18 protein-coding genes and 1 pseudogene are annotated in these 19,761 nt (G+C 67.6%); 15 read left to right on the top strand and 4 right to left on the bottom strand.

What is annotated here, in order from left to right; genetic code table 11:
• Positions 1–29 precede the first annotated feature (29 nt).
• Positions 30–899 carry a DUF2911 domain-containing protein gene (locus tag F0U60_RS22570; protein WP_395823163.1) on the top strand — a complete coding sequence of 290 codons (870 nt, stop codon included), beginning with the start codon at positions 30–32 and terminating at the stop codon, positions 897–899.
• Positions 900–902: 3 nt separating this feature from the next.
• Here the strand turns inward: F0U60_RS22570 and bshA are convergent, their stop codons facing one another.
• From bshA to bshC, 3 genes are read right to left on the bottom strand one after another with little or no spacing between them, the layout of a single operon-like run.
• Positions 903–2,093 carry an N-acetyl-alpha-D-glucosaminyl L-malate synthase BshA gene (bshA, locus tag F0U60_RS22575; protein ID WP_395823165.1) on the bottom strand — a complete coding sequence of 397 codons (1,191 nt, stop codon included), beginning with the start codon at positions 2,091–2,093 and terminating at the stop codon, positions 903–905.
• Positions 2,090–2,896 carry a bacillithiol biosynthesis deacetylase BshB1 gene (bshB1, locus tag F0U60_RS22580; RefSeq protein WP_395823167.1) on the bottom strand — a complete coding sequence of 269 codons (807 nt, stop codon included), beginning with the start codon at positions 2,894–2,896 and terminating at the stop codon, positions 2,090–2,092. The genes bshA and bshB1 overlap by 4 nt, the downstream gene beginning before the upstream one ends.
• Positions 2,893–4,518: a bacillithiol biosynthesis cysteine-adding enzyme BshC gene (bshC, locus tag F0U60_RS22585; protein ID WP_395823169.1), complete on the bottom strand. Its 1,626-nt coding sequence runs from the start codon at positions 4,516–4,518 to the stop codon at positions 2,893–2,895. Before bshC ends, bshB1 begins: the two co-directional genes overlap by 4 nt.
• Positions 4,519–4,658: 140 nt before the next feature.
• Here bshC and F0U60_RS22590 point away from each other — a divergent pair, with 140 nt between their 5' ends.
• The 3 genes from F0U60_RS22590 to F0U60_RS22600 are packed head-to-tail and all read left to right on the top strand — an operon-like array spanning position 4,659 to position 9,018.
• Positions 4,659–7,145 (top strand): PIG-L family deacetylase, encoded by a 2,487-nt coding sequence (locus F0U60_RS22590; protein ID WP_395823171.1) that lies wholly within the window; start codon positions 4,659–4,661, stop codon positions 7,143–7,145.
• Positions 7,142–7,312, top strand: coding sequence for a hypothetical protein (locus F0U60_RS22595; RefSeq protein WP_395823173.1), 171 nt, complete (start codon positions 7,142–7,144; stop codon positions 7,310–7,312). Before F0U60_RS22590 ends, F0U60_RS22595 begins: the two co-directional genes overlap by 4 nt.
• Entirely contained in the window at positions 7,309–9,018 is a 1,710-nt protein-coding gene (locus F0U60_RS22600) for a sodium:solute symporter (protein WP_395823175.1), read from the top strand. Before F0U60_RS22595 ends, F0U60_RS22600 begins: the two co-directional genes overlap by 4 nt.
• Positions 9,019–9,039: 21 nt before the next feature.
• Here the strand turns inward: F0U60_RS22600 and F0U60_RS22605 are convergent.
• Positions 9,040–9,195, bottom strand: a pseudogene (locus F0U60_RS22605) (transglycosylase SLT domain-containing protein); the annotation flags it as partial.
• 120 nt (positions 9,196–9,315) lie between these two features.
• Here F0U60_RS22605 and F0U60_RS22610 point away from each other — a divergent pair.
• The 11 genes from F0U60_RS22610 to F0U60_RS22660 all read left to right on the top strand — a co-directional run bounded on the left by F0U60_RS22610 (position 9,316) and on the right by F0U60_RS22660 (position 19,761).
• Positions 9,316–10,050, top strand: a complete 735-nt coding sequence (locus F0U60_RS22610) for a hypothetical protein (protein WP_395823177.1) — start codon at positions 9,316–9,318, stop codon at positions 10,048–10,050.
• A gap of 45 nt (positions 10,051–10,095) precedes the next feature.
• Positions 10,096–11,355, top strand: coding sequence for a bifunctional phosphopantothenoylcysteine decarboxylase/phosphopantothenate--cysteine ligase CoaBC (gene coaBC, locus F0U60_RS22615; RefSeq protein WP_395823179.1), 1,260 nt, complete (start codon positions 10,096–10,098; stop codon positions 11,353–11,355).
• A 133-nt stretch (positions 11,356–11,488) separates the two neighbouring features.
• Positions 11,489–12,460 (top strand): uracil-DNA glycosylase family protein, encoded by a 972-nt coding sequence (locus tag F0U60_RS22620; RefSeq protein WP_395823181.1) that lies wholly within the window; start codon positions 11,489–11,491, stop codon positions 12,458–12,460.
• Between the two features lie 30 nt (positions 12,461–12,490).
• A complete protein-coding gene (locus tag F0U60_RS22625; RefSeq protein ID WP_395823183.1) occupies positions 12,491–13,498 on the top strand; it encodes an alpha/beta hydrolase in 1,008 nt (335 codons plus the stop codon).
• Positions 13,499–13,790: 292 nt separating this feature from the next.
• Entirely contained in the window at positions 13,791–14,822 is a 1,032-nt protein-coding gene (locus F0U60_RS22630; protein ID WP_395823185.1) for an L-erythro-3,5-diaminohexanoate dehydrogenase, read from the top strand.
• 12 nt (positions 14,823–14,834) lie between these two features.
• Entirely contained in the window at positions 14,835–16,385 is a 1,551-nt protein-coding gene (locus F0U60_RS22635; protein WP_395823187.1) for a lysine 5,6-aminomutase subunit alpha, read from the top strand.
• Positions 16,385–16,873: a hypothetical protein gene (locus tag F0U60_RS22640; protein WP_395823189.1), complete on the top strand. Its 489-nt coding sequence runs from the start codon at positions 16,385–16,387 to the stop codon at positions 16,871–16,873. Before F0U60_RS22635 ends, F0U60_RS22640 begins: the two co-directional genes overlap by 1 nt.
• A gap of 5 nt (positions 16,874–16,878) precedes the next feature.
• Positions 16,879–17,667, top strand: coding sequence for an OAM dimerization domain-containing protein (locus F0U60_RS22645; RefSeq protein WP_395823191.1), 789 nt, complete (start codon positions 16,879–16,881; stop codon positions 17,665–17,667).
• Between the two features lie 5 nt (positions 17,668–17,672).
• Positions 17,673–18,059, top strand: a complete 387-nt coding sequence (locus F0U60_RS22650) for a hotdog domain-containing protein (RefSeq protein ID WP_395825395.1) — start codon at positions 17,673–17,675, stop codon at positions 18,057–18,059.
• Positions 18,056–18,889, top strand: coding sequence for a 3-keto-5-aminohexanoate cleavage protein (locus tag F0U60_RS22655; protein WP_395823193.1), 834 nt, complete (start codon positions 18,056–18,058; stop codon positions 18,887–18,889). The genes F0U60_RS22650 and F0U60_RS22655 overlap by 4 nt, the downstream gene beginning before the upstream one ends.
• Before the next feature lie 95 nt (positions 18,890–18,984).
• Entirely contained in the window at positions 18,985–19,761 is a 777-nt protein-coding gene (locus F0U60_RS22660; RefSeq protein ID WP_395823195.1) for an SDR family NAD(P)-dependent oxidoreductase, read from the top strand.

Consider the following 19,761-nt stretch of genomic DNA (forward strand, 5'->3'; position numbering starts at 1 on the left):
GATTTCACCCTCTCTCAGGATGCGGAAGGATGAAGGAGATGATGAAGAAGTTTGTCGGGAGCGTGTTCGCGGCCCTCGTGGTGCTCTGTGCGGTTCCTGCTTCAGCGCAGCTGGAGCTGCCTCCCGCGAGTCCGGCGGCGAAGGTGATGCAGAAGGTGGGGTTGACGGAGATCTCGGTCGACTACTCCAGCCCCGCGGTGAAGGGGCGCAAGATCTGGGGAGAGCTGGTCCCCTGGGAGAAGCCGTGGCGGACCGGTGCCAACGCGTCCACGAAGATCACCTTCAGCCGTGATGTGACCTTCGGTGGGAAGCCGGTTCCGGCGGGCACCTATGCGATCGTTACCTTCCCCGCTCAGAGCGGCTGGACGGTCGTGCTGAACAAGGAGCTGGGCCTCTTCGGAGGGGGCAAGACCTACGACGCCAAGGACGATGTTGTCCGCGTCCCCGCGACGACCACGGAGATTCCGAATCGCGAGCGGCTGACGTTCATCTTCTCCAACACGACCGATGACCAGACGTCGCTCGACATGGAGTGGGAGAAGCTGCGTGTCTCGGTGCCGATCCAGATCGACACGGCGGCGTATGCGCAGGCCAACATCCAGGCCGCGGTGAACAACGCCTGGAACTCCCTGGCGAACGCGGCGCGCTACACGGCCGAGAACACGAAGGACTACGGCACGGCGCTGAAGTACGCGGACAACGCGATCGCCATCCAGTCCAACTGGTACACCAACTGGATCAAGGCCGATGTCCTGGCGCGCAGTGGCAAGTACGCGGACGCCCGCAAGTTCGCGCAGACGGCCCTGGACCAGGGTCAGAAGAACCCGAACCCTCCCTTCTTCTCCTTCTACAAGGACACGATCGCCAAGGCGGTCGCGGACTGGAAGAACAAGAAGTAGGCGTCAGGTGAAGGAGCCTCCCGTCTTTCGGTGGCGGGAGGTTCCCTGCGTGAGCCGGCGGTAGAGGGCCTCGTAGCGCTCGATGGCCGGCCTCAACTGGAAGTGCTCAAGGACATGTTGACGCGCGCGGCGTGAGAAGAGCTGCCAGCGCTCCGGCTCGTTCACGAGCGTGAGGACATGGCTTGCCATGGACTCCACATCCCCCACGGGGGCGAGATAGCCCACCTTTCCGTGGAGGACCTGCTCCGGAATGCCCCCGGCGTTGCTCGCGACCACTGGCACGCCACAGCTCAGGGCCTCGAGCGCCGCGAGACCGAAGCTCTCCTGTTCGCTCGGGAGCAGGAACACATCGGATGCCGCGAGGAGCTGGGTGAAGCTCTCCTGCCCACCCAGGAAGGCCACGCGCGCCTCGAGGCCGAGCTCTCGGATTCTCCGCTCGGCAGCGGGCCGCTCGGGGCCGTCACCAATCATCACCAGCCGGCACGGGCGCGTGCGGTGTACTGCGGCGAAGACGCTCACCACGTCGCTGATGCGTTTGACCGGCCGGAAGTTCGAGACGTGAATGAGCACAGGCTCGTTCTCTGGGAGGTCAGGGAAGAGTGTGCGGAGGCATTGTCTGTCGCGGACCGGCGCATAACGCTCCGTGTCAACGAAGTTGAAGATGACCTCGATGGGACAGCTCTCCGGGGGGATGCCGAAACCGTCCCAGGTGGCGCGCCGGAGGAAAGCCGAGGGCGTGGTCACCGCATCGCTGCGCAAAATGGAGAAGCGCGTAATGGGCAGGTAGCTGGGATCGATACCGACGAGCGTACTGTCGGTCCCATGGAGCGTCGTCACAATGCGCGGCGCCTTAGCGCCCAGCACCTCTCCTGCCATCCAGGCGGCCGTGGCATGGGGCACTGCGTAATGGACGTGCAGGATGTCCAGACGCTCCTGGTTCGCGACCTCGATCATCTTGGACGCGAGCGCCAGGGGGTAGGTCCCCGATTGCGCGAGTGCGGGGTAATCGCTCTCTGTCACCGGGTGGAAGAGGATGTCCCGCGTCTGGCCCTGAAGGCGCACCGGCAGATCACGCGCGATGAAGTGGACGCGGTGACCGCGCTCCGCCATCGCCAGGCCGATCTCGGCCGCGACCATTCCGCTACCTCCAATGGTGGGGAAGCAGGTGATGGCCAGATTCAGGCGGTCGGTCATCGGGGTTCAACGAAGAACAGCGGCCGAGCAAACGTATTCCTGCGGAAATGCTCCAAGAGGTCGGCCAGGCCCAGGGTCTCTCGGAGGATGTAGGGCTCGCCATGCGCCACGCCGATCCGGGCGCCGTAGAAGCGGTCACGGGCCTCGAGCGAGGTGAGCGACAGCGGAGAGCCCACCAGCGTCTGCGGGCCGTCCGCTCGGGGCTCCACCTGGCTCGCATAACAGCGGATGGCCGCCATCTTGCGGTCGAAGGCCGCCGTCACGTCGACAACGAAGCTCGGCTCGGCCAGGTGGCGCATCGGGTAGTAGAGGACCTGCCTCGGCGTGAAGGCTGCGCTGGGCGGCTCGGTCTCGAACTTGCGGACTGACGCGAAGAACAGCGCACGCGTCACCAGCGCGCTGGTGGCCTCATGGTCTGGATGGCGCTCGTGCTGCCATGGGACGAGGACGAGCTCGGGACGCAGGCGGCGGAGGACCTCGACCACACGCGCAACGGGAGCAATCCGCGCACGGTCGGCTTCGGGCGCCTCGAAACCGGCCCAGGGGGCGATCCACCCATCGGGCAGCTCGAGGTTCTCACGAAGCGTGAGCCCCAGCGCACGCGAGGCCGCCTCGGTTTCAGCGGCGCGCGTCTCGGGAGTCCCTCGCGAGCTCTTCTCTCCTCGCGTCAGGTCGACGATTCCGGTGCGGTGGCCCTGGCTCGCCATGTGCGCCAGGAGCCCGCCGCAGAAGAGCTCGACGTCATCGGGGTGAGGGCCGAAGGCGAGAACCTCGAGTCCGTAACCCGTATCGGTCGTGCTCATGGCCGCAGGTCCTCCAGCTTCCCCGAGAAGGGCACACAGGTGTCGAGCACGAGTCGCGTGAAGGCCCTAGAGCCGAAGCGGCACGCGTAGTACGGCAGCCCGTAGATGCGCTCCTGCGGCGCTCCATTCGGGACCAGGTAGGCCCGGAGACGGTCCACGCGTTCGAGGGTGACCTGATCGCGCTGGGCGAGGGCTCGACCGTACTTGGCCACGAGGCGGGAGACGCCGCCACGAACGGTCTCGTCGGTGCGGGAGATGGCCTGGGCGAAGCCCGGATCCAGGGCGGCCATGCGCTCGCCGAGGCGGGTGAGCTCGGCGCTGAAGGCACCCAGGAGGCGGGCTTCGATGGCCTCGGGCGGCTCGAAACCGTCCTCGGTGTTGCGCGCGGCCAGCCGGGTCAACAGCTCGTCCCGTGGCATCAGCGTGTCATCCGGTGCGAGGCCGAGCTTGTCGAGCAGGGCGCGCGTGCGGTCATCGAGCACGCGGAACCGGGCGCGCGGCACGGTGAGCGGCATCGGGATGCCTACGTGCTCGTACAGCGGCGCGAGCTGCGCGAAGTAGGCGATCTCTCCGGGCCCGCCGATATAGGCCGCCGTGGGGAGCCAGGTGTCCTGGAGGATCGGGCGCAGCAGGGCCGAGGTCGTGAAGCGAAGCGGCTCCCGGTCGAGCCAGGTCAGGAGCTCGGTCGTCGTCACGGAGGCCCCCTCCGGGTGTCCCACGAGGCTCCAGGTTCCCGGGGCGGAGGGATCGAGGCGGTAACGTGCGCCCTCGATTCCCTCGGGCGAGAAGAACCCGAGCGGTGCTCCGGGACGAATGTGGACCTGCTCGGAGAACCCCGCGTTGGCGAGGGCGGTGCCCCGCTCGGAGAGTCGCCCGGCGATGGCTGCGGCCTCTTCGATGGCGCGGCGGTGGATGGGGGCGGCCAGGGGAGCGAGGCGCGGGTCGCGCGGGTCGAGGAACACGAGTCCCTCGTCCGCGAAGAGCGCCGAGAGGACCTCGGCGAAGGCCTCCGCCATCGTCGCATCGGGACGATAGGCACGCTCGAGCAGCTCCAGGTGCTCGCTTGCCTGGGGATGACCCTTCAGCTCGTTGCGCACCGCGTCGAGCGCACGGGTGACGCTCTCGCCCAGGCGCCGGTGGGCGACGGGAACACGCGAGGTGGCTGCGTCCTGGAACTCGAGGCTCACGCGCAGCGGCTCTCCGGCCGTCCGCGGAATGAAGCAGTGATCGATCTCAGGCAGATCGTGATCTTCGGTCTGCAGCCAGAAGACGGGAACGCAGGGGGTGCCCGTCTCCTGCGTGAGCTGGCGGGCTACGGCGATGGCGGAGGCGGCCTTGTAGACCGTGAAGAGCGGCCCGAGGAAGAGCCCCACCTGCTGACCCGTCACGACGGCGGCGGTGCCGGGACGGGCGAGCAGCTCGAGGTTTCGCTCACGCGCGGGGCTCGGCGCGAGGCGCGCGTTGCGGGCCACGAGCGCTTCGTGGAGGGCAGGGGAGAGTGACCGAGCTGCCGCAGCAGCCACGGCTTCGGCGCGTGCGGCCGGGTGCCGGAAGCGATCGGGGAGGAACTCGAGAGCGCGCGGATCGGCGCGAAGCCAGGATTCGGAGAACGAGGAAGCCACGGCTCGGCGTGATAACAAGTCCACCGCGTGGGCGCGACGGCGAAGGTGCTCGGCAGACCCGTGGAGTCCTGGCCCACATAAGAATTCGTTGGCAACACCGCTGCCTCGTTCCTCGTTCCCCTCGTATAGGATCCACCTGGATGCGGAATCTCTTCATTCTCGGAACGGCACTGGCCATGAGCCTGGGATTCTGGTCGACAGCACTCGCACAACCTCCCCGCCAACCCCACGCGGGTGAGATCGCCGCGGGTCTCCGACGCCTCGGTGTGACGGGCAGTGTGCTTTACGTGGCGGCCCACCCCGACGACGAGAACACACGCTTCCTGGCCTGGCTGGCCGGTGAGCGGGGTCTGCGCGCGGGTTACCTCTCGATGACGCGCGGGGATGGCGGACAGAACCTCATCGGGACCGAGCAGGATGAGCTGCTCGGGCTCATTCGCACCCACGAGCTGCTCGCGGCGCGGCGCGTCGACGGCGCCGAGCAGATGTTCACCCGGGCCAGGGACTTTGGTTACTCGAAGAGCGCAGATGAGACATTGCGCATCTGGGGACATGACGAGGTCCTGGCCGATGTCGTGCTCGCCATCCGTCGCTTCCGGCCGGAGGTGATCGTGACGCGCTTCACCACCCAGCCGCCGAACCACGGCCACCACACCGCTTCGGCCCTCCTGGCCGCAGAGGCCTTCGAGGCCGCGGCGGACCCGAAGCGCTTTCCCGAGCAGCTCGGGGAGCTGAAGCCGTGGAAGGCCGACCGGCTGCTGAACAACGTCGCCTCTTGGAACCTCAAGCCAGACACCGACATGTCCGCCTACCTGAAGGTCGACGTCGGTGGCTACGACCCGCTCCTCGGGCGCTCGTGGGGCGAGATCGCCGCGGAGAGCCGCAGCCAGCACAAGAGCCAGGGCTTCGGCGTGGCGGCCGAGCGCGGGACTCAGATGGAGTACTTCACACCCCTCGCTGGGACGCGCCCGAAGTCTGATTTGTTCGAGGGGCTCGAGTTCACCTGGCGTCGGTGGAGTGGTACGGAGAAGGTCCTCCAGGCCATCGACGAGGCCTCTCGTGGGTTCGATCCACGTGCGCCCCACCTCAGCATTCCGGCGCTCGTGCGCGTCCATGAGGCGATCTCGGGCCTGCCGGCGGACAACCCGTGGAAGGCCATCAAGCTGCGCGAGACCGAAGCGCTCATGGCGGCATGTGCGGGCTTGTTCTTGGAGGCACGCGCGGCGGAGCCAGCGGCCGTGCCGGGTGGCCAGGTGACGCTGAACCTGGTGGCGCTGAACCGCTCGCCCGCCGCGCTCCGGCTGGTGAGCGTGACGCTCCCGGGAGGGGAGAGCGTTGGGACTGGCACCGAGCTGGCCGATGACAAACCGTTCAAGCTTTCCAGGCCAGTGTCGATCCCCGAGAACGCACGGATTTCGACGCCCTATTGGCTCCGCAAGCCCATCGCGGGCGGCCTCTATGCGCTGGAGGAGTCGGATCGCGCGCTCACGGGGCGGCCCGAGGGTGAGCCCGCCCTGTCGGTGGGCTTCGTCTACGAGCTCGGAGGCAAGCGCTTCACGGTGACTCGGCCGGTGGTCTACGTGTGGACGGATCCGGTGCGTGGCGAGCTCTATCGAGCCTTCGAGATCGCGCCGGCCGTCACGGCGACGCTCGATCGGGATGTCATCATGTTCCCCAATGGCGCGACGCAGGGCGTCTCCGTGGTGCTGGCCGCGGGCCGGGCAGATGCCTCCGGCAAGGTCCGGCTCGAGGTCCCGCAGGGTTGGCGCGTCGAACCTGCTGAAGCGTCGTTCCAGCTCGCCGCGCGTGGAGAGGAGCGCACCCTCCGTTTCCAGGTCACCCCTGCCAAGGGAGCAGGGGAGCGGGGCCGCCTGCGAGTCGTCGTCGACAGTGGTGGCCGCTCCGAGTCGTGGCGCGTCCGTACCGTGACGCATGACCATGTCCCACCGCTGACCGTGCGCCAGCCGTCCGAGGCCACCCTGGTGCCCTTCACCCTCGCCACGAAGGTGCGACGGATTGGTTACATCCCCGGGCCGGGTGACCGAGTGGCGGAGAGCCTCGCCGCTGTCGGCTACGAGGTGACGCTGCTTCCCGAGGAGCGGCTGGCTTCCGAGCAGCTCTCTCGCTTCGAGGCCATCGTGGTCGGAGTGCGCGCCTTCAATGCCAACCCGCGTCTCGCCCACCACCACGAGCGGCTCATGAAGTACGTGGAGCAGGGGGGGCGGTTGCTCGTCCAGTACAACACCAACAGCTTCGTGGGGCCGCTCACCGCGTCCATTGGTCCTTATCCGCTGGAGATTGGCCGGCAGCGCGTGACGGACGAGACCGCGGCGATGACGCCCGTGAAGGCCAATCACCCTGTCTTGAAGAACCCCAACCCGCTCGTAGCCGCCGACTTCGAAGGCTGGGTCCAGGAGCGGGGCCTCTACTTCGCCTCGAAGTGGGACGATCGCTACCAGCCCGTGTTCGCCATGAATGATCCCGGCGAGGAGCCGCTTCGTGGCGGACTCCTCATCGCCCGACATGGGAAGGGGACGTTCATCTACACGGGTCTCGCCTTCTTCCGTCAGCTTCCCGCGGGAGTGCCTGGCGCCTACCGACTGCTCGCGAATCTCCTCGTCCAATGAACACCGCTTCGAAGCCTCCTGACTCGGTTGGGGCCTCTTCGCCTCGGCCCGAACTCGACGACGCGCCACCGCTCCTCGGCTCCTGGCGCAACATCTACCTCTTCGTGCTGGGCGCGTCCGCCCTGCTCATCGCCCTGTTCTGGGCGCTTACCCGGGCCTACTCGTGACATTGCTCGACTGGTTGGTCGTTCTCGGGACGACGGCATTCATCGTGGGATGGGGGCTCTGGAAGTCCCGTAACGAGAGCAGCACCGCCGAGGGCTACCTGCGCGGTGGCCATGAGCTGCGCTGGCCCACCATTGGCCTGTCGGTCATGGCCACACAGGCGAGCGCCATCACCTTCCTGTCCGTTCCTGGTCAGGCCTACGAGGACGGGCTGCGCTTCGTGCAGTTCTACTTCGGGCTGCCCCTGGCGATGGTGATCGTCAGCGCTGTCTTCGTTCCCATCTACTACCGGCTCAACGTCTACACCGCCTATGAGTACCTGGAGTCGCGCTTCGACCTGAAGACACGCCTTCTTGGCGCGTCGCTCTTCCTGGTCCAGCGCGGTCTGGCCGCTGGTATCACCATCTACGCCCCCTCCATCATCCTCTCCGCCATTCTGGGCTGGCCTCTCGAGCCCACCATCGTGGGGATGGGGGCGCTCGTCATCCTCTACACGGTGACGGGTGGCTCCAAGGCGGTCAGTCAGACCCAGAAGCAGCAGATGGTGGTGATGCTCGGGGGCATGGCTGTGGCCGCCATCGTCATTGTGTGGCGGTTGCCCGAGCACGTGTCGTTCGGGCGAGCCGTGGATCTCGCGGGGGCCCTGGGCCGCATGAACGCGGTCAGCTTCGATTTCGACTTCCAGGATCGTTACAACTTCTGGTCCGGCATCACCGGGGGACTGTTCCTGTCGCTGTCATACTTTGGAACCGATCAGTCCCAGGTGGGTCGCTACCTGACGGGCCGTTCCATCTCCGAGAGTCGTCTCGGGCTGCTGTTCAACGGTGTCCTGAAGATCCCGATGCAGTTCCTCATCCTCTTCGTCGGGCTCCTGGTCTTCGTGTTCTACCAGTTCACCGCGCCGCCCCTGCTCTTCAACCAGCCCCTGCGTGCCCGGGTTCAGGCGACCGCGCAAGCGGACGAGTTCGCCCGCATCGAGGAGCAGTGGGTGAAGGTACAGGCGGACAAGCGTGCCGAGGCGGACCGTTACCTGGCGGCTCACGAGTCCGGTGACAGCGCCGCTGAGACGAGCGCGAGAGAGCGCCTCGTGGCGGTCTCGGGCGTGGCGGACAAGCTCCGGACCGAGGCCAAGGCCGTGGTGGCCCGCGCCCTGCCGGGAGTGGAGACCAAGGACTCGGACTACATCTTCATCTCGTTCGTGAAGGACTGGATGCCCAGCGGTCTCGTGGGGCTGCTCATCACCGTCATCCTGGCGGCGGCCATGAGCTCGATCGCGAGCGAGCTTACGGCCCTGGGAGCGACGACCACGGTCGACTTCTATCGGCGGGTGGTGCGCCGTGACGCCTCGGACAGACAGGTGCTCATCGCCTCCAAGCTGTTCACGGTCTTCTGGGGTCTTGTCGCGGTCGCTTTTGCGAGCTTCGCTTCGTTGCTCGATAACCTCATCCAGGCGGTCAACATCCTGGGGTCCCTCTTCTATGGGACCGTGCTGGGCATCTTCCTGGTCGCCTTCTTCTTCAAGGCCGTTCGGGGTAACGCCGTCTTCCTCGCGGCGCTCATCTCCCAGGGGACGGTGCTCGCGCTCTTCGCCTTCACGGGGATCAGCTATCTCTGGTTCAACGTGATTGGCTGTGTGCTGGTGGTTGTGGTGGGCCTGGCCATCCAGGCCGTCACGTTCCAGTCCGCGCGAACCAGTCCGTCCGTTTAGGTGAGGATCGTCCTCGAGTTGTCAGTAGCCGACGTAGCCGCCGCCGCTGTTGAGTCCCTTGATGTTGTCCACGGGGTTGCGGATGTTGTCGTGGCCGGGGTGCTTGTAGGCGTCGAACGTCGGCTGGATGGTCTGCATCAGGCCGATGGACGGGTGCCCGTCCTTGGCACGGTCGTTTCGTGAACACTCCTCCGTTCTGGAGGAGGGGACAGGCGGGTTGCTGCAGCCAGGCCGGGCCGTTCATAGATTGACCGGGGGCCCAGGTGTGTCGAGGGGGCCGAGGGGAGGGGGAAGCCCATGAAGATCGCGGGCGTGGTGTTGCTGGCCGTGATGGCCGGCGGGTGCACATCCGTACGGCTGGAGCAGCGCGACGGGTGCTGGGTGCGGCAGACGTCGCGGTGGCCGAAGCAGCTGAAGGAGGAGATCGGCCCCTGCGAGCGGGAGAAGCCCACCTGGTCGGAGGATCGGCTCACGCGCCTGGCGCAGGAGTGCATGGTGCAGGCCGACTACCGGTGGAAGAACCGGGCTCTGGCGGCGTGGAACCAGGGACAGCCCCTGCCGGAGCCCGAGTCGGAAGCGAAAGTGCTCCAGTTCTGCATGAACGAAGCCGCTCACTCAGTGGTGACGGAGAACGAGACGCTCAAGAAGCGCCTGAATGAGGTGAGCGCGGATCGCGACGTGTTACGCGCCAGCGAGGAGAAGGACCGGGAGCACCTGCACTCCAGCCACGATCGGCTCACCGATGCGCTGGGGGAGGCGGCGAAGAAGCCACCGGGCGCGGCGGTAGCCACATCCATCTCCACGAGCGACGGGACCGCCACGACACTCAGCGACAGCGACACGAGCGTGGCGCTGCCGAACGGAGCTGCGCCCGGCTCGAGTCCCGCGCCACGCATGGGCGTACCCGCTCCGGAGCCGATGCGCGGGCGCGCGCCGAAGATACCGGTCACCGTGGAACCCACGCCCGACAAGTGTGAGGGCACGGCCACTGTGAGCACTCCGTTCCAGCCGTCCTCGGACTCGCGGAAGTAACCGAGGAGGTTGCGAGCGCGCCCCCTCGCGCGTAAGGAAGCCTGCATGGAGGCTTCGGCTCTGCAGGGACGCCGGGTGATCGTCGGAGTGGGTGGCGGCATCGCGGCGTACAAGGCGTGCGAGCTGGTGCGCGAGTTAGGGCGTGCCGGCGCGCAGGTGCGGGTGGCGATGACGGCGGCGGCGAAGGAGTTCGTCACGCCGCTCACCTTCCAGGCGCTCAGCGGGCACCCGGTGCTGACGGACTACTTTGATCCGTCGCAGGAAGGAAACTTCGGGCACCTGGACCTGGCGCGCTGGGCGGAGCTGTACGTGGTGGCACCGGCGACGGCGGACCTGCTGGCGCGCATCCGGGCGGGGATGGGGAACGACGCGGTGACGACGTCGCTGCTGGCGTTCCGGGGGCCGGTGTTGCTCGCGCCCGCGATGAACGTGGCCATGTGGGAGAACGAGCGGACGCAGGAGAACGTGGCGGCGCTGCGCTCGGAGCCTCGCTACCACCTGGTGGGCCCGGGGGCGGGGCTGCTCGCCTGCGGAGACGTGGGAGCGGGACGGCTCGCGGAGGTGGGGGCCATTGTGGAGGCGGCGGCGCGCCTCTTCGCCGAGGGTCCGCTGGCGGGCCGGCGGGTGCTCATCACCGCGGGCCCCACGCGTGAGTACCTGGATCCGGTGCGATTCATCTCCAACCCGTCGACGGGGAAGATGGGGCTGGCGCTGGCGGAGGCCGCGAAGGCGATGGGCGCGCGGGTGACGGTGGTGCTGGGTCCAGTGGGGGAGGTGGAGCGCGGCGATTACGAAGTGGTGAACGTGGTGAGCGCCGAGGACATGGCGCGCGAGGTGCTGGCGCGGGTGGAGGAGGTGGACTGCTTCATCGCCTCGGCGGCGGTGAGCGACTGGAAGCCGGAGACGCGTGCGGCGCAGAAGGTGAAGAAGTCGGAAGGCCCGGAGCGGCTCACCCTGGTGCGAACACCAGACGTGCTGGCCGAGGCGTCGCGCCGGGTGTCTGGACGGACGGGGAGGCCGGCGCTGGTGGGGTTCGCGGCGGAGACAGAGCGGGTGGTGGAGTACGCGCGCGAGAAGTTGGAGCGCAAGGGGTTGGACGCGATCGTCGCGAACGACGTGACGGCGCCGGGGGCGGGCTTTGGGGTGGACACGAACCGGGTGACGGTGCTGACGAGGGACGGCAAGCAGCGAGACCTGGCCGGGACGAAGCGCGAGGTCGCCCATTCCATCCTGGACTTCATCAAGGACTACCTTCCCCCACGAGCGCCCTCCACTCCCTCTCCCTCTGGGAGAGGGTCGGGGTGAGGGTAGAGGAGCCCCGAATCACCCTCTGTGGATCTACACCGTGGCGCCGTACTCGACCCTAGGGTAAGCGTACAGGCGCCCTACCCGGCAGGCGGTTGAACCGAGCCACCTAGACCCATAAACCCTGGTTACCGTGAGCGAAGCCCTCGAAACCTCGCAAGAGTTGAGCGAAGTGTTGGAGGACCTGCGCCGCCACCTCCTCTGGCAGGAGGAGGACGGTGGCCGGGTACTCCAGGTGGACGCACGTCTGGCCGCTGAGTTGCGTGGCGCGGGCCTGCGTCCCCAGGCGATGTTGCGTGCCCAGGCCGCCGCCAAGCCGGCACAGGCACCAGCCCCCGCCCCCGCACCGGCCGCGAAGCCTCCGCCTCCCGCCGCCGTGGCGCAGACGCCGCCCGCGGCGCGTCCGGCGCCAGTGCCACGAGCCACGCCGCAGGAGCCCATGCGGCCCCTGGCCGCGCGCGAGCCGGAGATGCTGCTCGACGTGCCCTCCCAGGTTCGCCCGTACACGGGCCCACTGCCGGGATCAGCGGACGGAGAGCGGCCGACGCTGGATGAGATCCGCCGCGAGCTGGGCGACTGCCGCCGTTGCAAGCTGTGCAGCGGTCGCAAGAACATCGTCTTCGGTTCGGGAAACCCGCGCGCCGAGCTGGTCTTCGTGGGCGAGGGCCCGGGGGCGGACGAGGACCTCCAGGGCGTGCCCTTCGTCGGGGCGGCGGGCCAACTGCTGACGAAGATGATCGAGGCGATGGGCTACCGTCGCGACGACGTCTATATCTGCAACGTGGTGAAGTGCCGGCCGCCGAACAACCGCAACCCCGAGCCGGACGAGGTGACGGCGTGCGAGCCGTTCCTGCGTGCGCAGCTCAAGGCGGTGCAGCCCAAGGCGATCGTGGCGCTGGGCAAGTTCGCGGCGCAGACGCTGCTGCGTGACAGCACGCCCATCACGCGGATGCGGGGCAACTGGCGCGAGTACGAGGGCATCAAGCTGATGCCCACCTTCCACCCGGCCTATCTGCTGCGCCAACCGGCGGAGAAGAAGAAGGCGTGGGAGGACCTGCAGCAGGTGATGAAGTTCTTCGGCAAGCAACCCGGGCAGCGAGGCTGACCGGGAGTTCCCTCTGGAGGGGGAGACGCGATGAAGGGAGTCCTCGAGACGCAGGAGATGCACTCGCCGGCACTGGAGTCGAACCCGTTGGGAGACCCGGCGCGGCGGCAGCTGTTGGTGTACCTGCCCCCTGGTTACGCGCAGGGCACTCGCCGCTACCCAACGGCGTATTTCCTGAACGCGTTCAGCGCGAGCGGCAAGTCGTGGACGAACTTCTCTGCGTTCTCAGTGAGCGTGCCCGAGCGGCTGGACGCGCTGGTGGCGGCGGGCACGATTCCGCCGGTCATCGGCGTGTTCCCGGACGGCTGGACGTCGATAGGCGGGAGCCAGTGGGTGAACAGCGATGCCATTGGCCGCTACCGGGACTTCCTGGCCAAGGACGTGGTGGGCTTCGTGGACCGCACGTACCGCACGCTGCCCAAGCCGGCGTCGCGTGCGGTGCTGGGGCACAGCTCGGGCGGGTACGGCGCGCTGGTGATGGGCCGCTACCACCCGGAGATCTTCTCGCACCTGAGCGCGCAGTCGCCGGATGCGTACTTCGAGTACTGCTACCTGCCGGATCTCCCCAAGGCGGCCTCGGCGCTGCTCAAGGCGGGCGGGGTGGAGGCGTGGTACCAGGACTTCACCCGGCGTGCGCGCGAGACCAAGGCGCGCGGTGATGACTTCTCGGTCATCAACATGCTGGCCATGGCGGCGGCTTACTCGCCGAAGAAGGGCGAGCCACTCAACCTGGAAATGCCCTTCGACGCGCAGACGGGCCGGATGCGGCTGGAGGTGTGGAACCGTTGGCTGGTGCACGATCCCGTGCGCTTCGTGCCCAAGTTCGTGGACGCGTTCCGCAAGCTGAAGACGGTCTTCATCGACTGCGGCAGCCGTGACGAGTTCAACCTGCGCTGGGGTGCGCGCATGGTCGCCGAGGACCTCAGGGCCGGTGGTGTCGAGGTGATTCACGAGGAGTTCGAGGACGGCCACACGGGCGTCAACTACCGCTTCGAGCGCTCCCTGTCGGTGCTCGGCCCGAGGCTCGCGCTCGAGTAGGCGCGGGTCGCTGCGATGACCGCGCCGATGCAACAGGACGGCCCTCCCGTTGGCTCGGCGCTCCTGTCGTGGCCTCGGCGGGCCTGGCTGTTCTCTCGAATGAGGGGCGTTGAGGCGTACCCTCGGTGATTCTGGCGCCGCGATGACGCGGGGCGTTGTCCTCGCGTCCGGGCACATGGTTGGGCATCCAGGTATCGATGCCTCTGGCGCTCCAACGTAGGCCCGGGTAGAGGCTACCCGTGCATTCGCGCTGGTGGGGGCTATGCGCGCCCACGCGGCCTGGAGAGTCGCCATGAGTAACGACCGCTACGGACTGTCCCGCGTTATCGGGGAGAAGGGCGTGCTGCCCCAGCGGGCGCGCAAGTTGGACCCCGCGCTGCCCTGCCGGGAGGCAGAGCTCCTCATCGACGTGGAGAGCCTCAACATCGACGCCGCCTCCTTCAAGCAGATCAAGGACGAGGTGGGCGCGGAGCCGGCGCGCATTGCCGCCCGCGTGCAGGAGATCGTCCGTGAGCGAGGCAAGATGCAGAACCCGGTGACGGGCTCGGGCGGCATGCTCATTGGCCGGGTGAAGGAGATTGGCCCGAAGCACCCGGCGCACGGAGAGCTCCAGCCGGGAGATCGCATCGCCACGCTGGTGAGCCTCAGTCTCACGCCGCTCGTCATCGAGGAGGTGAAGGCCGTGCATCCGTCCATCGACCGGGTGGACATCCGCGGCCACGCCATTCTCTTCGTCACGGGGCTCTACGCGAAGCTGCCCACGGACATGCCGGACACGCTGGCCCTGGCGGCCCTGGACGTGTGCGGCGCGCCGGCCCTGGTGGCCCGGTGGGTGCGTCCTGGCATGACGGTGGCCGTGCTGGGGGCGGGCAAGAGTGGTGCGCTGTGCCTCGCTCAGGCGCGCCGGGACTTGAAGGGGCAGGGGAGGTTGCTCGCCCTGGATATCTCCGAGCAGGCGCTCGCCACCTTGAAGGGGCTGGGGCTGTGCGACATCACGTTGAAGGTGGACGCCACGCAGGCCGTGGACGTGATGGAGGCCGTGTCACGGGCCACGGATGGCGCGTTGTGTGATCTGGTGATCAATTGCGCCTCGGTGGGGAACACGGAGATGGCCTCCATCCTGAGCGTGAAGGATGGCGGAGCGGTCATCTTCTTCTCCATGGCCACGAGCTTCACCGCGGCGGCCCTGGGGGCCGAGGGCGTGGGCAAGGACGTCACCATGCTCGTGGGCAACGGATACGTGCCAGGCCACGCCGAGCTCACCCTGGAGTTGCTGCGCGCCGAACCCGCGCTGCGCCGCCTCTTCGAAACGCGTTACGTATAGTAAGGTGCCGACATGCCAGGTCCGTTCATCGAAGACGCGCGGATTGCTCATGCGCGCAAGCTGGCGGAGGACATCACTGAGCCCATCTTCGAGCTCATCCGCCGCCACACCACCGTCTCCATCGAGCGCACTGTGCTGCGCTTCTTCGGCATTTCCGATGCCGGGCCTGGAGGCGTGCCACTCGCCAATCTGATGGTTGACCGGCTGAAGGCAGCCGGAGTGCTGAACAAGGGAGCGGCGTACTGGTACGGCCGAGCCCTGCAGCTGGGCGCCCGCAGCCCGTTGGAGGCCGTGGAGCGCCTGACCGCGCTGCCAGCGGAGAAGCTGGGGCCCCTCTCGCCGGAGATGGAGCAGAACATCCGCGAGGCCGTCCAGGACGAGGCTCGGGCGGCCATGGATGATCTCAAGTCCCGCATTGCCCAGCGCGACGCGCTGCGCAAGGAGCTGGGGAACTCTCCAGCGCCGCACAAGTACGTCATCGTGGCCACGGGCAACATCTACGACGACGTGGACCAGGCCCGAGCGGCGGCGCAGGCAGGCGCGGACATCATCGCGGTCATCCGCTCCACGGCGCAGTCGCTGCTGGACTACGTGCCCCACGGCGCTACCACCGAGGGCTACGGCGGCACGTACGCCACCCAGGAGAACTTCCGCATCATGCGCGAGGCCCTGGATGACGAGAGCCGCAAGCTCAAGCGCTACATTCAGCTCACCAACTACTCGTCGGGCCTGTGCATGGCGGAGATCGCCTTCGCCGCGGCCTACGAGCGGCTGGACATGCTGCTCAACGACGCGATGTACGGAATCCTGTTCCGTGACATCAACATGCGGCGCACGTTCATCGACCAGTACTTCAGCCGCCGCATCTGCGCCCTGGCCGGCATCATCATCAACACCGGCGAGGACAACTACATCACCACCGCGGACGCCTACGAGGCGGCGCACACGGTCATCGCCAGCCAGTTCATCAACGAGAGCTTCGCCAAGCGCGCGGGCTTGAAGGACTGGCAGCTGGGCCTGGGGCACTCGTATGAGATCGACCCCTACCGGCCAGAGACGCTGCTCTTGGAGCTGTCACAGGCGATGCTCATCCGCCGGTGCTTCCCCAACGCGCCGCTGAAGTACATGCCGCCCACCAAGCACAAGGAGACGGACATCTTCTTCAGCCACGCGTACGACGTGATGGCGGACCTGGTGGCCATCTGGACGCGGCAGGGCATCCAGCTCTTGGGGATGATGACCGAGGCCATGCACACGCCGCTGCTGGCGGACCGGTACGTGGCGTTGAAGGCGGCCAGCTACATCTACCGAGCGGCGGCCGGCATCGACGAGGAGTTCACCGTGCGCGAGGACGGGAAGATCGCCAACCGCGCGCGCGAGGTGTTCGGCAGGGCCATGGAGTTGCTGGAGGAGTGCCAGAAGGACGGCATGGTGGCGGCCATTGGCCGGGGCCACTTCGGCGACGTGAAGCGCACGGAGACGGGCGGCAAGGGGTTGGACGGCGTGCTGGAGAAGGCTCCGGACTACTTCAACCCGTTCCAGGACATGCTGGAGGCGCCGTGATGCTCGGCTCGTTGCTGGTGATGGTGCTCGCGGCCGGGGAGCCGACGGCGGAGCTGACGAAGTACCAGGTGAAGACGATCGCGCTGCAGGTGCCCTCCGACTGGAAGCAGTCCGAGGCGGACGGCACCCAGCGCTTCGATGCGCCCTCCGGCGACGCGTACCTGCTGTTGGACGTGGGCGCGGTGCAGACGGCAGGCATGAAGCCCCAGGTGTGCCTGGACAAGGTGCTCGCCGCCATGGGGAGCGCGCAGGGCTGGAAGCAGCTCAAGGTGGGCAAGGCTCCGGCGGCGCGACGCGTGGACTCGGACACCACGCCGGATGGCGCCGAGTCGGTGGAGACAGTGACGTACGTGGGGTGTGACGGGAAGACCACCTGGTCGCTCGTCTTCCACATGAATGCGAAGAAGCGGGACCGCTTCGAGACGCTCGCGGACAAGGTGGCCGGCAGCGTCGCGTACGCGAAGTCCCCGGCGAGGAAGGGGAAGTAGCCGCCATGGCGACGAAGCCGACGAAGCAGATCATCCGCCCCTATGGCGACCGTCGTGATGACGGCGTGGTGCAGCTGTCGTTCACGCTGCCGGTGCCGTTGTCGGAGAAGGCCAAAGAGGCCGCGGCGGTCATGGCACGCAAGATGGGGTTCACCGACGTGAAGGTGGCCGCCGCCGAGCGCGCCGCCGACACGTACACCTTCTTCATCGTGTACGCGCGCACGCCGCACGCGCTCGACTACGCTGAGATCGACGTGCCCGAAGTCGTGGTGAAGAAGATGGGCTTCGACGATCTCAACGCGCTCATCAAGGACAAGGTGGGGCGGCGCATCGTGGTGTTCGGCGCCTGCACGGGCACGGACACGCACACGGTGGGCATCGACGCCATCCTCAACATGAAGGGGTACGCGGGCGACTACGGGCTGGAGCGCTACCCGTGGTTCGAGGCCTTCAACCTGGGCAGCCAGGTGCCCAACGAGGAGCTCATCAAGAAGGCCATGGCGCGCAACGCGGACGCCATCCTGGTGTCGCAGGTGGTGACTCAGCGCGACGTGCACAAGGACAACTCGCGCCAGTTCATCGACGCGGCCAAGGCCGCTGGGGTCTACGGCAAGACGCTGCTGCTGCTGGGCGGGCCGCGCGTGGACCACAAGCTGGCGCTGGAGCTGGGCTTCGATGCGGGCTTCGGCCCGGGGACCAAGCCCTCGGACGTGGCCAACTACATCGTGCACCAGGTCCTCCAGAAGGAAGGCAAGGAGGAGAAGAACGTGCACTGGGAGGGGGAGCCCAAGTGAGCAACGTGAAGGCGATCATCCGGCTGCGCATGAGCAGCCACGACGCACACTACGGCGGCAACCTGGTGGACGGGGCGCGGATGCTCGGGCTGTTCGGCGACGTGGCCACCGAGCTGTGCATCCGCCTGGATGGGGACGAGGGCCTGTTCCGCGCCTACGACTCGGTGGAGTTCCTCGCGCCGGTGTACGCCGGGGACTTCATCGAGGCGGAAGGGGAAGTCATCCAGGTGGGCAACACCTCGAGGAAGATGCGCTTCGAGGCGCGCAAGGTGATCCGCCCGCGACCGGACGTGAACGACTCGGCGGCGGACGTGTTGGCGGAGCCGGTGGTGGTGTGCCGGGCGAGCGGGACCTGCGTGGTGCCGAAGGACAAACAGCGAGGTCAGCGATGAGCAACCCCATGGTCATTACCGCGGCGATGGTGGGGGCGGAGACGACGCGCGAGCAGACGCCCTACCTGCCCATCACGGCGGAGGAGATCGCCGAGGACGCGGTGAAGTGCAGGGAGGCTGGCGCGGCGATGGTGCACCTGCACGTGCGCACGCCGGACGGCAAGCCCTCACAGGACACGGAGCTGTTCCGAGCGGCGATCCGTGCCATCCGCAAGCGGACGGACATCCTCATCCAGGTGTCCACGGGCGGTGCGGTGGGAATGGGTGTGGACGAGCGCTGTGGCGGGCTGCGGCTGACGGGAGAGGATCGCCCGGACATGGCCACGCTGACGACGGGCACGGTGAACTTCGGCGACGAGGTGTTCTGGAACCCGCGCCCGCTGGTGCGGGACATCGCTCGGCGGATCAAGGCACTGGGCCTCCGTCCGGAGTTCGAGTGCTTCGACGTGGGGATGGTGGACGAGGCGCGTGCGCTGGCGAAGGAAGGAGTCGCGGACCTCCCGGGACACTTCGACTTCGTGCTGGGAGTGCCTGGGGCGCTGACGGCGCGCGAGGACGCACTGGACTTCATGATCAAGTCGCTGCCGGAGGGGAGCACGTGGACGGTGGCGGGGGTAGGGCGGCACCAGCTGCCGTTCGTGGAGCTAGCGGCGGAGCGAGGCGGTAACGCGCGAGTAGGGCTCGAGGACAACATCTACGTGTCCAAGGGCGTGCTGGCGAAGGGCAACTGGGAGCTGGTAGCGGAGGCGGCGAAGAGGGCGAAGGCGAAGGGCCGGACGCTCGCGACGCCGCAAGAAGCCCGCAAGCTCCTGCGCCTGGACGCTGTCTAAACTCCCTCTCCCTCTGGGAGAGGGTCGGGGTGAGGGTAAACGGACCCCCGCAGGGTCCGTGGACCCCCCTGTGCAAACAAGGAACCCAGAACACCATGGACACGGAGCTGCGAGGAAAAGGCGTCCTCGTCACGGGAGGAGCGGGCGGAATCGGGAGTGCGATCGTCCGAGCCTTCGCGGAAGAGGGCGCGAAGGTAGCGGTGCACTACAACCGGAGCGCCGAGAACGCAGAAGCGCTGGCGAAGGAGCTAGGCGGAGCGGCGCTGAAAGCGGACCTGACATCCGAGTCCGACGTAGACGCACTGGTCCCCGCGGCGGTGAAGGCGCTGGGGAGGCTGGACGTGCTGGTGGCGAATGCGGGCGTATGGCCGCCGCCGGACGAGGGCGTGTGGCAGATGTCGCTGGAGCGGTGGCGTCGGACGCTGGCGGAGAACCTGGACAGCGTCTTCCTGAGCTGCCGTGCCTTCCTGCGCCACGTAGCGACGACGGGAACGGGCAACATCATCATCATCGCGTCCACGGCGGGGCTGTTCGGAGAGGCGGGGCACTCGGACTACGCGGCGGCGAAGGGCGCGCTGGCGAGCGGGTTCCTCAAGAGCCTGAAGAACGAGATCACGCGGATCGCCCCCCTGGGCCGGGTGAACACGGTGTGCCCGGGGTGGACGGCGGTGGATCGCCACAAGGACAAGCTGGACAACCCAGCGTTCATCAACCGGGTGACGCGGACGATGCCGTTGCGCAAGGTGGGACGTCCGGAGGACGTGGCGCGGGTGGTGGTGACGCTGGCGTCGGACCGCATCTCTGGCCACGTGACGGGCGAGGTCATCACCGTGGCCGGCGGCATGGAAGGCCGCGTCCTGAACGAGGTCTGA

The sequence above is a fragment of the Archangium minus genome, from assembly GCF_044360475.1.
In the GTDB taxonomy this organism is placed as follows: domain Bacteria; phylum Myxococcota; class Myxococcia; order Myxococcales; family Myxococcaceae; genus Archangium; species Archangium minus.